Source organism: Bradyrhizobium sp., from assembly GCF_035273305.1.
Lineage (GTDB): Bacteria > Pseudomonadota > Alphaproteobacteria > Rhizobiales > Xanthobacteraceae > Bradyrhizobium.
Map to the genome: position 1 here is coordinate 1 of NZ_DATEPI010000052.1, position 14,978 is coordinate 14,978.

A 14,978-nucleotide genomic window follows, 5' to 3' on the forward strand; every position below is an offset into this window, starting at 1 on the left:
TAAAGAGTCGTGAAATCAATCCGTTGAAGAGTCCTTAAATAAATTCACCGAACCTGCGCGCATGACGCGCGGAGTTCGTTTGTATCTCGTCGGCTCCTTCGTCCTTGTCTCGATGGCGGGCTGCGGCCGTGGATTTTTTCAATTCGCGGAACGTGAGCCGTGGCGGGCCGAGGCCGAAATCGCGTGCCTGAAATCCGGCGCGGTAAAAGAGAGTCCCGAGTTGGTGCGGATCAGCCCGATTTCCGGTCCAGGCGTTTGCGGGGCCGAATTTCCGCTCAAGGTCGCAGCGCTCGGCGAAAGCAGCGGAAGCTTCGGATTTGCTGATGAAGAGCTGCGGCCGCCCGGCAATATCGGCATCCAGCCGCGCTGGCCCGTCTCGCAGCCGCCACCGCGATCGCCTTATTCGAACAATTCGCTGGCTCAGCCGCGCTACGATTCGGCGCGTGATAGACCGATTTCCAATCGTCCGATTTCAGCCGGTCCGATTTCCAACGGTCAAATTTCCAATGCCCCGATTTCACTGTCTGCACCTGGCCTTGCGCCCGAGCAAAATGAAATCGATTTGCCGTCCGAAGGTGCGTTCAATCCCGGGCCGTATCCGGCGGCACCGGCCTATCCAAGCGGGCCCGCATCGGCTTACCCGGTTAATCGCGATACGTTCACGCGTTTGCCACAGCCGCAGTCGATCCCGCGGCTCGGGCCTTCGGGCAATTCGGTCGCCGCGTTCGGCCCGGTCGCAGTCAGGCCAGCCGCGACACTGGCGTGTCCGATCGTCTCGGCGCTCGATCGCTGGCTTGCCGATTCCGTTCAGCCGGCCGCGGCACGCTGGTTCGGCGCGCGCGTCGTCGAGATCAAGCAGATCTCCGCGTATTCCTGTCGCGGCATGAACGGTAATTCCTACGCGCATATTTCCGAGCACGCGTTCGGCAACGCGCTTGATATCGCCGGCTTTGCGCTAGCGGATGGTCGGCACATCTCGGTGAAAGAAGGCTGGAGGGGACTTCCGGAAGAGCAGGGCTTTCTGCGTGACGTGCAGGCCGCCGCATGCCAGGAGTTCTCGACAGTGCTGGCTCCGGGTTCAAATGCCTACCATTACGATCATATCCATGTCGATCTGATGCGTCGCGCCAGCCAGCGGGTGATTTGTGAGCCTTCGGCCGCGTCGGGCGAGGAGGTCGCGGCGCGAGCCGCGCGGCGCAATCCTTATGCCTCACGCGATCCGTTCGTGACGGGATCGCTCGGCAGCAGAGGCACCTCGCATCGACGCCGGCAAAGCGGGGGCAGCAACGAGCAAGACGAGTTCGAGGACGAATAGTTGAGCGAGGGGCCGCTATCAGCCGGCGCTCGCGATCAACGCGTGCTGGTTTGGTAGGCCGCCAAAAACATCCTGGTGGCGCTTTCGACGACATTTGCGATGCGGTCGGAGGAGGGCGGCGGCGCGGCCTGGAAAATAAACGGCAGAAATAGCGAAGCCTGACACATCTGCATGAATTGGGACGCGGCAAGCTGGCAGTCGGGTATCGCAAGCTCCTTGACGCCGACACGCGCCTGAAAATAAGTGGCAAGCCGACCAATCGTTTGGGCCAGCACGTTTTCATAATAGCGCCGCCCCACCTCCGGCATTCGCTCGGCGATCGCCATCACGGTTCGTATCGCGGAGCCACCGCCCGGACGGCAAAGCAATTCGATGTACGCCTGCCCGAACTCCCGCAACGTGGTGGAGGCATCGCGTTCGGGGTCGAAATTGAACGCATTTTTTTGCTGCTCGAGCATTTCACGTTCGACAATGGCTTCAAACAGCCGGTTCTTGTCAGCGAAATAGACGTACAGCGTTCCCTTCGACACGCCAGCGGCGCGCGCAATCTCGCCCATGCTGGCGCCGTCGAATCCGAGATCCAGGAAAACTTTGCTGGCACCGTCCAGAATCTGCCGGCGCTTGGAGCTGTCTTCCTCCCCGAGGAGGGGGATTGTTGTGCGGTCGGTTGCAACCATTGGTTTAGCTATTCCGGAAAGATTCAATGCGCGAGACGCCCGCAAGCAGAAAAGACGGTTATGATCTCCGGCAACGTATCTTGACCGAACCGTTCGGTCAATGTTAATTTAAGTTAAGGGAGCGGTCAGCTCCCCGCATTTTGCGCCGTAATGTTCAATGGGAGGCCGTCATTATGGCCGCAGCGAGAGAGCAGGCCGCACGCATTATTCGAAGCGATCCGGAGCAGGAATCCGCCGCGGCTCCAGCCGACCAGTTTGGCGGGGCTTCGGAAGAGACCGTCGCGCGTCACCCCGCCGACACGCCGGTTGCTCCGACGATCGAAAAGCCGGGGGCGGAAAAGCCGATGTCTGCCGTTGTTTCTCTCCGAGCGAAATCAGGCAAGCGCAAGCTGGTCATGATGACGATCGCCGCGCTGGTGGCGATCGCCGCGGCAATCTACGCCGTGAACTACGCGCTGGTCGGACGGTTTTACGTCTCGACGGATGATGCTTATGTGCGCGCCAATAACACCACGTTGGGCGCGCGGGTGTCGGGCCATGTCGCGGCGATCCTTCCGGGCGACAACGCACTGGTCCACGCCGGCGACGTGATCTTGCGGGTGGATGATGGCGATTACCGGATTGCGGTGGATTCCGCGCGCAGCAAGATCGCGACCCAGCAGGCGACCATCGAGCGGATCGGCCGTCAGGCGACCGCGCTCGAAAGCGCGGTCGAGCAGGCGAAGGCGCAGCTTGCCTCCGCCGAAGCTGCTCAGAAGCGCGCCGATCTCGATTTCGAGCGACAGCAGGCGCTGAGCGCGAAAGGATTTGCCTCGCACGCCACCTTCGAGGTTTCCGAAGCCGGGCGGGACCAGGGCATCGCGGCGGTTAAGGCGGCGCAGGCTGCTTATGACGCCGCGCGCGACAACGTCGAAGTCACCAAGGCGCAGCAAGCGGAGGCGCGGGCACAACTGGCCGAATTGCAGACCTCGCTCGCAAAGGCGGAACGCGATCTCGATTTCACGAGTGTACGGGCACCGGTCGATGGCACGTTTTCCAATCGTCTGGTCAATATCGGGGACTTCGTCACGATGGGGCAGCGGCTCGGCAACGTGGTGCCGCTCAATGACGTGTTCGTCGACGCCAATTTCAAGGAAACGCAGCTCAAGCGCATCCGTCCGGGCCAGCCGGTGACAATCTCGGTCGATGCCTATGGCCATCGCAAATTTGCCGGAACCGTTGACAGCATCTCTCCGGCGGCCGGATCAGTGTTCACCCTGCTGCCACCAGACAACGCGACCGGCAACTTCACCAAGATCGTGCAGCGGCTTCCGGTACGCATCCGGGTGCCGAAAGATGTCGCGAAGCAGAGCCTGCTCCGCGCGGGAATGTCGGTTTATGCCACCGTCGATACCCGCAAGGGTGCTCAGGATGCGGACAGCGAAGCCGATCTCGACGCGCCGGGAATGGTCGGCGCGGGCAACGCCGCTCGAAACTGAGCAGCAACAGCGCGAGGGGTAATGGCTGACGCAACCAGCACCCGATCTCCTGCCACGGTTGAAGCAGCCGCGGTTTCCGAGCGCATTCCGCCGCGCCGGCTGTTTGCGTTCCTGATCATGGTGTTCGGGATGTTCATGTCGATTCTGGACATCCAGGTAGTCTCGGCCTCGCTCAGCGAGATCCAGGCGGGCCTTTCGGCCAGTTCGAGCGAAGTGTCCTGGGTGCAGACCGCTTATCTGATCGCCGAAGTGATCGCGATTCCGCTGTCCGGATTCCTTTCGCGGGCGTTCGGCACCAGGCTGCTGTTTGCGATTTCGGCCTCCGGATTCACGATCGCGAGCTTCTTGTGCGGGCTGGCTTCGACGATCGAACAGATGATCCTGTGGCGAGCCCTGCAGGGGTTTCTTGGCGCCGGCATGATACCGACTGTGTTCGCTTCGGCCTACACGGTTTTCCCGCGCTCGAAATTCTACATCGTCGGCCCCATCATCGGCCTGGTCGCCACGCTGGCGCCAACCATTGGCCCGACGGTGGGCGGATACATCACCGACGCGATGTCGTGGCATTGGCTGTTCTTCATCAATATCATTCCGGGCATCGCGATCACGGTTGGCGTGCTGGCCCTGGTCGATTTCGATTCTCCGAATTTTGCGCTGCTGCAGCGGTTCGACTGGTGGGGCCTCATTTTCATGGCGGGGTTCCTGGGATCGCTCGAATACGTGCTCGAGGAAGGGCCGCTATATGAGTGGCTGCAGGATACTTCAGTCGCCACTTGCGCGGCCATTTGCGCAGTCTCCGCGATCGCGTTCTTTTACCGGGTCCTGACCGCGCAAGAACCTATTGTGGATATCAGGACATTTGCGGATCGCAACTTCGGGATCGGCTGCCTGATCTCGTTCTGCGTCGGCATCGGCCTTTACGGATTGACCTATATGTACCCGCGCTATCTCGCCGAGGTGCGCGGCTACAGCGCGCTGATGATTGGCGAGACCATGTTCGTGTCCGGCATCACTATGTTCCTCACCGCGCCGATTGTCGGGCGATTGATGCTGCGGATCGACATGCGCCTGATCATCGCAACAGGCCTCATCATCTTTGCCGCGGGATCGTATCAGATGACGTGGATCACCCGCGATTACGACTTCTACGAGTTACTGCTGCCGCAGATCCTGCGCGGCATTGGCATGATGCTGGCGATGGTGCCGACCAACACCATCGCACTCGGCACCTTGCCGCCGGATCGCGTCAAGAACGCATCGGGGCTGTTCAATCTGACGCGCAATCTCGGCGGCGCTGTGGGGCTTGCCGTCATCAACCAGGTGCTTAACGATCGCACCGACCTCCACATCGCTCGGCTTCACGACAGGGTGACCTGGGGCAACGCCACCGCGACCGAAACTCTCAATATGTTGGCGCAGCGGCTACAGGGCATGGGCGACTCCGCACTCATGGCGTTGAAGCAGCTATCGCAGATCGTGCACCGCCAGGCGGTGGTGATGGGATATGGCGATGCTTTTTTCATGCTGACTTTATTTTATGTCTGCCTGTCGCTGATGGTCATGCTGCTGAAAAAACCTGCCTCGGCATCGACCGAACCGGCGGCGCACTAAAGCGTTTCGAGCGAAGTCGGTCCGGTTCGCGTGACGAACGTCAGACGAATAAGCTGTCGGAACAGTTGGCATGCACTGACGTTCAGTGGAGGCCCAAAATACTCCACACCAGACCGAGGCCGGACAGGAACAACAGTCCAAGCACGAGATCGCGAAAATTCTTGTCGCTCAATCCATGATAGGTTCGCGCGCCGATCCAGGCGCCGAACAGCGTGGCCGGAAACGCCAGTATCGCGAGCTTCAGCACGTCGATGCCGAGCAAGCCGCTACCCGCCTGCATGCACAACGAGGCGCTGAGGATAGTCCAATTGAACGTCTGGAAAATGCCGCGCCGCTCGTCCTTGCCCCAGCCCCGCAAATTGGCCCACAAGATCGGAAGCGGGCCGGACAATCCGGCAAGCCCGCCAAGAATTCCGCCGGCAAAGCCGACAACACCGTCCGCAGGCCGGCCTCCGAACTTTGGAACGATCGGGGCCGGATTGAAATACAGCGCAGTCGGAAACACCAGCAGCAGCACGCCGACGCTCAACTTGAACACCTCGGGATCGGCGTGGGCGATCATCAGTGTCCCGAGCGGCACGCCCGCAACTCCGCCAATCAGAAATGGCGCGGCCAGGCGGAAATCGATCGACCGCCAGATCGAGTGCATTGTGGAAGTTTGCGCGACGATCGAACAGATCAGCACTAGCGGCACCGCGAGCGAAGGCGGCAACGCATAGAGCCAGATTGCCAGCGCCGTCAGGGCGGTGCCGAAGCCGGCAAGACCGGAAACGAATCCCCCGGCAAAAGCGCCGAAAAACAGAAGCGCAAGCGTTGCCGTTGTCATGGGCGTTCGCGATTTCCTGGATTATTCCAGCGCGACTTGATGCGCGAACCGGAATAGGGGCGGGTTTTTCCTCGCACGCTGGAACGAAATCGGCCGAGTTTGCGAGGACTGGTTTGTGCGTTATAGCGTTGCCGTTGCGATAGCTAGCGAGGAAACATCATGGGAGCAACCTTTCTGGTCTGCCACGGCGCATGGTCGGCAGGTTGGGCATGGAAGAAAATGCATCCGCTGATGTGCGCGGCGGGTCATCGATTGATCACGCCGACCTACACCGGTCTTGGCGAGCGGGTTCATCTCGCTGATAAGTCGATCGGTCTCGAGACTCACATTGAGGACATCCTCAATGTCATCAAATACGAGGACCTGCGCGATTTCGTGCTGATCGGCCACAGCTATGGTGGCATGGTCGCAACTGCCGTTGCCGACCGCGCGCGCGACCGCGTCTCGCAACTGATATATCTCGACGCCTTCGTGCCCGACGAGGGCCAGTCGCTGCTTGACCTGAATGAATCGGCGCGGCCGCGGATGCAGGAACTCGCCAGGGCGAGCGACGGCTGGCGCGTCCCGCCCAATCCGACGCCGCCGGACACCGCGCCGGCCGATCTGGAATGGTTGAGCGAGCGCCGCGTCGACATGCCGATCAGATGCTTTGAGACGAAGCTCAAGCTGCATGGCGGCCCGCTAAAGCTGCCGCGCAGCTATATCTACGCCACGCGGATCACGCCCGCGGACACATTCGCCCGATTTGCCAGCCGCGCCAAAAGCGAGCCGGGCTGGCGCTATTTCGAGATGGACGCCAGCCATTCGCCCCATGTCACCGCACCGGAGGCGCTGATGAGTTTGCTGCAGAAGATCGCCACGGCCTCACGCGTGGACGCTGGCTAGTTCGCCTACGCTGGGCTTAGATGGAGCATGCCCGAACTCACTTCCCGAACTGTCTCAAAGGCATTGCGTACCTCATGCCTCGGCACGATGGCCCTCATGATTGCGCTTTGTGGCCAGACTAGTCGCGCCCGCGCCGAGGAATTGGTCAAATTCGAGAGTGCGCCTTATGTCCTGGGGCAAGTCCAGCAGCGTCAGGCTATTGAGCGCGGCGAGACGGTAGCAAAGCTGCCGACGACGATTGAAGGCTACCTCTCCAAGCCCGACGGAGCAGGTCCGTTCCCTGCGATCGTCTATCTCCACGGTTGTAGTGGGCTGTCCAGCACCACCCGCGCCCGAATAGGTGCTCTGCTGACGGGCTGGGGGTATGTCTCCCTTGCCGTTGATAGCTTTACCAGCCGCGGCATCAAGGAAGCCTGCCATGGAGGAATGCCACCGCGGCAAGCCGACGCCTTGGGGGCATTGCTCTATCTTTCCAGTCTGCCGTCCGTCGATGCGAAGCGAATCGCGGTTGTAGGATCATCGCAGGGGGGCATCGTTGCGCTGCGGCTAGCTTCGACGCAGAGCATCAAGCTTTTCGACATTCCGGACGATCTCAAGTTCAAGGCCGCCGTCGCCTATTATCCGCTATGCGGCGTTGCATCCAAACAATTGGCTCTCCCAACCATAATCCTGATCGGCGAACTTGACGATTGGACTCCGGCTATTGATTGCGAACGGTGGATGGCGCTGCGCGCGGCCAACGGAGCACCGGTCAAGCTTGTCGTCTATCCCGGTGCTTATCATGCATTCGACGTTCCGACGCTGCGCGCTGGTATCCGATTGTTTGGCCATTGGCTCAAATATGATGCGGACGCGGCGGCGCGCTCAATTTCGGAAATGCATGATTTTCTGGCCTCGCAACTGAGTAACTGAGTGCCCGACGCTTACGACGCATCAATGTTGGGATTAGGCGCGCGCCTGCGAGGGCAGCCAGGAAGGTTGCTAACGGGCCAGCCTCATTAATTTCGCGTGCTGATCTGAACCGCACGCTGTGCCTTCCGGTGGCGCGATCGCTCGTCTTCTAAAATGGCGAGGGGTCGAGTTCCTTTTCCATGAAGACGCTAAGCGGATCAGCTTGATAGTCGTAGAATGGGCCTCGTTGCGTAAAGCCTGCTCGCGTGTAGAGACCAAGGGCGGCATGATTCTGCACGCCTGTTTCCAGACGTAGGACGCTCACATGCTCACTCCGCGCCTCCGCTTCGAGCGCCGCCAGGATGGCTGTGGAAACGCCTGACCCGCGAGCGTCTGGCACGACCCACATCGCCTTTAATTCGGCCCACGAGCCATGCAATACGAGCGCGCCGGTCGCGACTGCGCGACCCCCATCCCGACTGACAAAGAACCGCACATTTGAATCTCGCAGCGCGTCGAGAGCGAGATGATGATTACTCTCTGTAGGGTAAAGCTGCGCCGAATATTGCTCGCCAGCGCGTATGAGCGTGATGATTTCAGGCTGGCCCGGATCTTCCAGCGCAATTTGTATCGAGCGAACGTTGCTGCTTTTCATCGCCCAATAGAATAGTAATCCAACCCTCACTGTCCACTGATAGTCGCGTCCGCAATATGTCGAAGGAGTGGGCCATGTACGCCATTCACGCAACTGCACTTGCGATTTTGGCCTGTCTTGTAATCACATCACAAAGCTCCGCCGCCGAAGGTAATCCGGCCCGAGGTCAACGCGTATTCGGGGCTTGCGCTGCATGCCATTCTCTGCAGCCCGATCAAAACATGACGGGCCCGAGTCTGGCGGGTTTATGGGATCGCAAAGCAGGAACTCTCGAGAGTTTCAGCCGCTATTCGTCTGCGCTCAAATCTGCGAACGTCGTTTGGAATGAGAAAACGCTGGATGACTGGATCACAGACCCGCAGCAGGTCGTGCCTGGCAATCAAATGACGTTTCCCGGCGTCAAAGATGCAAAACAGCGCGCCGACTTGCTCGCGTTTCTAAAACAAGCAACACAGCCCGGCTCACAGATTGCTCAGCAAGGCGCGCCAATGGGAGGCATGGGCGGGATGATGGGAGGCGGACAAGCTCCTAATCTCAAAAAGCTTGATGCATCAGACCGCGTACAGGAAATCACCTACTGCAAAGACACTTACGTCGTCACCACTGCGAATGGCGACACCCACAAGTTCTGGGAACGGAATCTTCGATTGAAGACGGACGCGAGCAGCGATGGCCCGGAAAAGAACGCACCGGCGTTGGTCGCAGCCGGAATGATGGGCGACCGCGCGGACGTGATCTTTGCTGAACCGGGCGAGATTAGCGCCTTCATTACCGTAAAATGCGGGTGATTGGGCAAGCTCGCGCCCACACCGCCCAACTGCTATCGCGCTGTTGTCACTGCAGCGCCGAAGCTCGATGAAGCACGCCTCTAAAATGGCGAGGGGTCCGGCGTGTCGCGCCGAACCCCTCATTCACATAGATATCAGCCAGCCTGTAAGCCGGGTTCTGTAGGGCACCACCCGCTTGCGCGGACGATACGTGACGGCCATTCCTCTGGGACAACGTTCGCACGTTGCCTCGAGCAACCTACCCGGACAGCGGGCCTGACATTGCCCTGCGGTGTTATCGCTTCGCAGCGAACGCTCCGCGTTGCCGTCCCTATTCGGTCTTGCTCCCGGTGTGGTTTGCCATGCCGGCTTCGTTGCCGGAGCCGCGGTGCGCTCTTACCGCACCTTTTCACCCTTGCTTCCCTTCCTTATCCCTCCCCGGAAGGGGAGGAAGGCTGGCGGAAGCGGTTCATTCTCTGTGGCACTTTCCCTGGGGTTGCCCCCGCCGGATGTTATCCGGCACCGTATGTCGATGGAGCCCGGACTTTCCTCTCCCGCAGCCTTTCGACTTTGCGGGAGCGGCCGTCCGGCCGACTGACCCTGCTGTGATGAGGGTTCTGGGCCATCGCGTCAACCCGATGCGGGCCGCGAAAACCATTAAAATAATTTATCCTGAACATGTCGTTTTGCGATTGCCGCGTTCGACTGGCTGTTGGCGATCACGCCATCAAGAGGAGTTACGAAATGCAGTATCTGCTGATGATCTACCAGAACGAATCCGAGTACGGCAAAATCGATCCGGCAACAGCCAAGAAGATGTTGGAGGAATACGGCGCCTTCACCCAATCCATTATCCAGAGCGGCAATTTCAAAGCCGGTGACCGTTTGCAGCCCACCACAACCGCGACGACCGTGCGCGTGCGTGAAGGAAAAACACTGACCACCGATGGTCCGTTCGCGGAGACCCGCGAGCAGCTCGGCGGATATTATCTGGTCGAGGCCAAGGATCTCGACGCCGCGCTTGCGATTGCAGCGCGGATTCCTGGCGCCCGGTTTGGCTCGATCGAGGTCAGGCCGATCTGGGTGTATAATTGAGCCACGCTTCAATCGTCATTCCGGGCTCGTCTCTAAAGACGCCGGAATGACGCCCCAACAACGCATTCCCATGACACCTCCAGAGATCGATAAAATATTCCGCGACCAGGCGGGCCGGGCGCTGGCAACGCTGATCCGTCTGGTCGGCGATTTCGATCTCGCGGAAGATGCGTTGCAGGATGCATTTGCCACCGCGCTGGAACGCTGGCCTGCGGCCGATCCGACGCCTTCTAATCCCCGGGCGTGGCTGGTCAATGTCGGACGCAACAAGGCGATCGACCGCATCCGGCGGCAAATCGCGTTTCGCGGAAAGGAAAACGCGATCCAGCACGAGTTGCTGAATAACGCCGCAAGCACCTGCGCCATTGAGGAGCCTGGGCTTGACGATGACATGCTGCGGTTGATCTTCACGTGTTGTCATCCGGCCTTTGCTACGGAGGTTCAGGTAGCATTGACGCTGCGCACGGTTTGCGGGCTTTCGATCGCGCAGGTCGCGCGCGCCTTCCTGATCGGTGAAGACGCGATGGCGCAACGCCTGGTGCGCGCCAAGCAGAAGATCCGGCTCGCCGGGATTCCCTACGAAGTGCCGGCTCGCGAGGCGCTGGAGCCTCGGTTGCGCGGCGTGCTCGCAGTAATTTATCTGGTCTTCACCGAAGGCTATGCGGCGACCTCTGGTGAAGACCTGATGCGACCGGACCTCGCGCGCGAAGCGATCCGGCTCGGCCGGTTGCTCGACGCGCTGATGCCTCCGCGCGGCGAAATCAAAGGATTGCTGGCGCTGATGCTGCTGCATGATGCCCGCCGCGCGGGACGTCAGACCGCGGGCGGCGACATCGTGCTCTTGGAACAACAGGATCGCGGGCTGTGGGACCGTGCGCAGATCGACCAAGGACTGAAATTGCTGGAACAGGCATTGGGCTTGCCGGGCCGCCCCGAGGCTTACGCGGTTCAGGCGGCGATTGCGGCTTTGCATGCGCGCGCACCGAACTATCACGACACCGACTGGAAACAGATCGCTGGTTTATATGAAGTGTTGCTGCGCATCAGTCCGTCGCCGGTGATCGAATTAAATCATGCCGCCGCGGTTTCGATGGTGGATGGGCCGGCCCGCGCGCTCGATCTGATCGACGCGCTGGAGGCTCGCGGCGCACTCAAGGGCTATGAATTGTTGCCTGCGGTCCGCGCCGATCTGTTGCGTCGGCTCGGCCGTCGCGAGGCCGCTTGCGAGGCTTATCAGATGGCGACCGCGGCAACGCAGCTCGAGCCGTTGCGGCGACTTTACGCGCGGCGGGTAGCCGAATTGAATCGCGACAGGCCCGAGGCTAGTTCTTCGTAGCTACAATTTCGATCTCTACCAGCATCGCCGGGTTCACCAAATCGCAAATGACGAGCGTGGACGCTGGGCGTACCTCGCCCATCACTTCCAGGAAAACGGCGCGATACGTGGAAACGTAATTTCGATCGACAACATAACCGGTGACCTTAACCACGTCGCTCAACGTCATTCCGGCCTCATTGAGCAGGACCTCGATTTGCGTCCAGGCCTTCCGCGCCTGGATTCCGAAGTCTCCGGTCACGTCGCCCTGACCGGCGACGTAGAGTGTGGGACCGGGAACCTCAACCAAGACCGCTTGACTGAAGTGTGCGAAGCGCCTGGCACCCTCCGGATCGAGCTTTCGTACCGCCACTGCACGCTCCTGTTTGCACACAAAAGGGCGCCCGCCGGCCATGTTTGGCTGCCGCAGACTAACGAATTACCTAGGGTAGGCTCAGTAGACAAGTCGAGACATTCTTGAACCCGCTCCGGACTAGCCGCCACCATCAAGGCACGGTGGATTTGCGAATAGGCGCATCAGCAGTTGAAAGAAAAACTCGGACTTGATCACTTCGAGGGACGATCCTGGCAAGGTCTTCATCGTCACGCATTGATGACCATGATCGCCTACGCCTTCCTGCAACATCGTCACCTCACACAAGTGGGGCGAAAAAAAGAATCAACGGACCGCCGCCTCAGGCTAGCCTGCCGGCCGTACGCCATCGTGGATCTCATTCTTCGACCACTATCTCAGCAATGCCCACACTGCCGAAGACGAAGCCGTGAAAAACAGTGGCGTGGGTAAATCTGCCAAAGTAGTACGAGTAGCTATAGCCTGAATCCGTCCCGCGACAACGAGCCGGCAACGCATCTCGTTCGTACTGTGAGTTATTGCGCCGCGGTCGCCGTGGCGCCCGCCGGCAGTGCTGCGAGCAGCGCCTGGAGCGTGGTCAAGGTCGAACGATCGGCGATGCCATCGACGCGCGCGGGGCGGAAATGGCGCTGGAAAGCGGTGACCACGTCCGCGGTGATGGCGTCGTATTTTCCGTTGATCGGAATGCCGTAGCCATATCTGGCCAGCGCCTGCTGCAGATTGCGCACGTCATCGCTCGCAGCGCCAAGTTTGAGCGGTTCGCCACGCACGATCGGCGCCGGCTGAACCCAGTGGCCCACGCCCGAATTGGCCAGCGAATGCCACGGAAATTTTTCGCCCGGATCCCTCTTTCGTGAGGGGGCAACATCGGAGTGCGCGACTACGCGATGCGATGGCACCTGTCGGCGGAGCATGATTCCACGGCACAGCGTGATGACGGCGGCAATCTGGCGCAACGGAAAATCCGGATAGCCCCAGTCATGACCGGGATTCACGATTTCAATGCCGATCGAACAGGAGTTGATGTCGTCTTCGCCGGCCCAGGACGCCACACCGGCATGCCAGGCGCGCATGTTCTCCGGCACGCACTGCACGATGCGGCCGTCTTCGAGGACAATGTAGTGGGCGGAGACGTCGGTGCCGGCGGTGCAGAGCCGCGTGATCGCCCCTTCGACATCCGGCATACCCGTGTAATGGAGCACGATCATGTCCGGCAAACGACCGTTCGCCCGCTCGTTGTAGTTCAGCGAGGGGATGATATCGGAGGCGATAGAGGAATCGGGCGTGAAGCTCGTCATGGCCGCATTGGCCCTTGAAATGGGATGGAACGTTGACGCCTCGAATCATCGCCAGGCGCGAACGAACCAAATGACATACGATGACTCAAACCGGGCAGGAGAACGGCAATCGAATTTTTGAGAAACTCGGCTCGTTTACTATTTCGTTCCGACCCGCCAGCGCAACGCGGACGCCGCGCGCACCGTCGCATTTTCGGCGCTGTGTGTGCCGGAAGCATCACTGCCGCTCAGCCTCAATCTCGTCTCCGGCGGCACGCCATTGTAGCCGCTACATGAACGCTTTCTTAACGCTAACTGCCGTTACTGAACAGTTGAACAGCCGAACCGTTTTGGGGAACGGCCGATGCCCCATTGCACGCTCGAAATCCCATGGCAGCTCAACAAATTCCATCGGGAAATCAGGGAGTGCGTTTTGGAGCGCGCGCGGCTGGCAAGCATGTTTGGCAGCGCGGTTTCGCAACGAGAGGCCCGGCAAAGCCGAAGGATTTGAGGCGCAATGGGCGCGGATGCGGCCAATACCGGTACATTGATCCGGACTTTATCTGGAGTCCACAGATGAGTCCGGTTGGCCCGCGTCACATTCCCGTCCTCGGCCGCGAAGCCGTTGAGATGCTCAGCCCGCGTGAAGGCGGCATCTATGTGGACGCGACCTTTGGCGCCGGCGGCTACACAAGGGCGATCCTCAGCGTTCAGGGAACCCGAGTCATCGGCATCGATCGCGATCGCGCCGCGATCGCTGCTGGATTTGATCTCGTACATAGCTCGGCCGGCAGGCTGACGCTGGTAGAAGACCGATTTTCAAACCTCGCCGGGATTTGTTCGGCACAGGACATTAAGGGCGTGGACGGTATCGTGATGGACATCGGGGTGTCCTCGATGCAGCTCGATGAACCCGAGCGCGGATTCTCGTTTCGCCTTGGAGGTCCGCTGGACATGCGGATGAGCCATGTCGGCCCGACCGCGGCTGATGTGATCGCGAAAGCATCCGAAGCCGACCTTGCCAACATCATCTACATCTTCAGCGAAGAACGTCATTCCAGAGCGGTCGCGCGTGCCATCGCTGCCGCGCGCAAGCAAGCGCCCATCCTGACCACCCGCGCGCTGGCCGATATCGTCGCTAAAGTCGTGCGTTCGAAGCCGGGTGAAATCCATCCGGCGACGCGGACGTTTCAGGCGTTGCGGATTTTCGTCAACCAGGAACTGGACGAACTGCACTTGGCGTTGTCGGCCGCGGAGCAAGTGCTCAAGCCTGGCGGACGGCTCGCGGTCGTCTCCTTCCATTCACTTGAAGACCGCATCGTCAAAAACTTTTTGGTCGAACGCGCCAAGTCGGGCGGCGGATCGCGCCATCTGCCGGAACTCGCTCACGCGCCGCCCAGCTTCCGTATTCTGACCAGCCGCCCGCTGACGCCCGGCGCGTCCGAGATATCGGCAAACCCGCGCGCGCGGTCGGCAAAACTGCGCGTAGCCGAGCGCACGGATGCGCCTGCCCATCCCGCCGCGACATTGCCGGGTTGGCCCACCCTCGACAATGTCATGAGGGGAGGCTGAGCATGCGCATCATCCACGTCCTCGTGATCGCCGCCTTGGTGTTCGCCGCTGCTTACGTCTACCGGATCAAGATGGATTCCACGTCTCGCACCGAGCGCGTGCTGCGGCTGCATGCTGAGATTCGCGAGCAGCGCGATGCGATCGCGGTGCTGCGTGCGGAATGGGCCAAACTCGATTCGCCGCTTCGTCTCCAGGGCCTGGCCGAGCGTCACCTGCAACTCAAGCCGATCGCCGCCACCCA

The 14,978-nt window shown here is 60.5% G+C and carries 15 protein-coding genes, 1 other RNA gene and 1 pseudogene; 11 read left to right on the forward strand and 6 right to left on the reverse strand.

Annotated elements, in window-relative coordinates; genetic code table 11:
* Window positions 1-61: 61 nt before the first annotated feature.
* Complete coding sequence (locus tag VJV58_RS03485; protein ID WP_324135954.1) at window positions 62-1,315, forward strand: extensin family protein; 1,254 nt, start codon at window positions 62-64, stop codon at window positions 1,313-1,315.
* 35 nt (window positions 1,316-1,350) lie between these two features.
* On the opposite strand, the gene VJV58_RS03490 is transcribed toward VJV58_RS03485, so the two are convergent.
* Window positions 1,351-1,992 (reverse strand): TetR/AcrR family transcriptional regulator, encoded by a 642-nt coding sequence (locus VJV58_RS03490; protein WP_324135955.1) that lies wholly within the window; start codon window positions 1,990-1,992, stop codon window positions 1,351-1,353.
* Between the two features lie 173 nt (window positions 1,993-2,165).
* Between VJV58_RS03490 and VJV58_RS03495 the strand changes: the two genes are divergently transcribed.
* Window positions 2,166-3,470, forward strand: coding sequence for an HlyD family secretion protein (locus VJV58_RS03495; protein WP_324135956.1), 1,305 nt, complete (start codon window positions 2,166-2,168; stop codon window positions 3,468-3,470).
* Window positions 3,471-3,491: 21 nt separating this feature from the next.
* Window positions 3,492-5,081 (forward strand): DHA2 family efflux MFS transporter permease subunit, encoded by a 1,590-nt coding sequence (locus VJV58_RS03500; RefSeq protein ID WP_324135957.1) that lies wholly within the window; start codon window positions 3,492-3,494, stop codon window positions 5,079-5,081.
* 82 nt (window positions 5,082-5,163) lie between these two features.
* Here the strand turns inward: VJV58_RS03500 and VJV58_RS03505 are convergent, their stop codons facing one another.
* Window positions 5,164-5,907, reverse strand: a complete 744-nt coding sequence (locus tag VJV58_RS03505; RefSeq protein WP_324135958.1) for a sulfite exporter TauE/SafE family protein — start codon at window positions 5,905-5,907, stop codon at window positions 5,164-5,166.
* Between the two features lie 159 nt (window positions 5,908-6,066).
* Here VJV58_RS03505 and VJV58_RS03510 point away from each other — a divergent pair, with 159 nt between their 5' ends.
* Both VJV58_RS03510 and VJV58_RS03515 read left to right on the forward strand, forming a co-directional pair.
* Window positions 6,067-6,792 carry an alpha/beta hydrolase gene (locus VJV58_RS03510; RefSeq protein WP_324135959.1) on the forward strand — a complete coding sequence of 242 codons (726 nt, stop codon included), beginning with the start codon at window positions 6,067-6,069 and terminating at the stop codon, window positions 6,790-6,792.
* A gap of 27 nt (window positions 6,793-6,819) precedes the next feature.
* Window positions 6,820-7,704 carry a dienelactone hydrolase family protein gene (locus VJV58_RS03515; protein WP_324135960.1) on the forward strand — a complete coding sequence of 295 codons (885 nt, stop codon included), beginning with the start codon at window positions 6,820-6,822 and terminating at the stop codon, window positions 7,702-7,704.
* Between the two features lie 148 nt (window positions 7,705-7,852).
* On the opposite strand, the gene VJV58_RS03520 is transcribed toward VJV58_RS03515, so the two are convergent.
* Window positions 7,853-8,338: a GNAT family N-acetyltransferase gene (locus VJV58_RS03520; protein WP_324135961.1), complete on the reverse strand. Its 486-nt coding sequence runs from the start codon at window positions 8,336-8,338 to the stop codon at window positions 7,853-7,855.
* Between the two features lie 74 nt (window positions 8,339-8,412).
* On the opposite strand from VJV58_RS03520, the gene VJV58_RS03525 reads away from it, so the two are divergent.
* A complete protein-coding gene (locus tag VJV58_RS03525) occupies window positions 8,413-9,126 on the forward strand; it encodes a cytochrome c family protein (RefSeq protein WP_324135962.1) in 714 nt (237 codons plus the stop codon).
* Window positions 9,127-9,256: 130 nt separating this feature from the next.
* Here the strand turns inward: VJV58_RS03525 and rnpB are convergent.
* An RNA gene (rnpB, locus tag VJV58_RS03530) (RNase P RNA component class A) lies at window positions 9,257-9,703 on the reverse strand.
* Between the two features lie 146 nt (window positions 9,704-9,849).
* Here rnpB and VJV58_RS03535 point away from each other — a divergent pair.
* Together VJV58_RS03535 and VJV58_RS03540 are read left to right on the forward strand one after the other, a co-directional pair.
* Window positions 9,850-10,200, forward strand: coding sequence for a YciI family protein (locus VJV58_RS03535; RefSeq protein ID WP_324135963.1), 351 nt, complete (start codon window positions 9,850-9,852; stop codon window positions 10,198-10,200).
* Between the two features lie 70 nt (window positions 10,201-10,270).
* Window positions 10,271-11,536 carry an RNA polymerase sigma factor gene (locus VJV58_RS03540; RefSeq protein ID WP_324135967.1) on the forward strand — a complete coding sequence of 422 codons (1,266 nt, stop codon included), beginning with the start codon at window positions 10,271-10,273 and terminating at the stop codon, window positions 11,534-11,536.
* On the opposite strand, the gene VJV58_RS03545 is transcribed toward VJV58_RS03540, so the two are convergent.
* On the reverse strand, window positions 11,523-11,888 hold the full coding sequence (locus tag VJV58_RS03545) for a RidA family protein (protein WP_324135964.1): 366 nt from the start codon (window positions 11,886-11,888) through the stop codon (window positions 11,523-11,525). The two genes, VJV58_RS03540 and VJV58_RS03545, sit on opposite strands and share 14 nt — an antisense overlap.
* Window positions 11,889-12,008: 120 nt before the next feature.
* On the opposite strand from VJV58_RS03545, the pseudogene VJV58_RS03550 reads away from it, so the two are divergent.
* Window positions 12,009-12,301: pseudogene (locus tag VJV58_RS03550) on the forward strand (transposase); the annotation flags it as partial.
* Between the two features lie 102 nt (window positions 12,302-12,403).
* Here VJV58_RS03550 and VJV58_RS03555 read toward each other — a convergent pair.
* On the reverse strand, window positions 12,404-13,186 hold the full coding sequence (locus tag VJV58_RS03555; RefSeq protein ID WP_324135965.1) for an N-acetylmuramoyl-L-alanine amidase: 783 nt from the start codon (window positions 13,184-13,186) through the stop codon (window positions 12,404-12,406).
* Window positions 13,187-13,741: 555 nt separating this feature from the next.
* Here VJV58_RS03555 and rsmH point away from each other — a divergent pair.
* Window positions 13,742-14,737, forward strand: coding sequence for a 16S rRNA (cytosine(1402)-N(4))-methyltransferase RsmH (gene rsmH / locus VJV58_RS03560; protein WP_324135966.1), 996 nt, complete (start codon window positions 13,742-13,744; stop codon window positions 14,735-14,737).
* Between the two features lie 2 nt (window positions 14,738-14,739).
* A partial coding sequence (gene ftsL, locus VJV58_RS03565) for a cell division protein FtsL (protein WP_422652930.1) occupies window positions 14,740-14,978 on the forward strand: 239 nt, incomplete at its 3' end.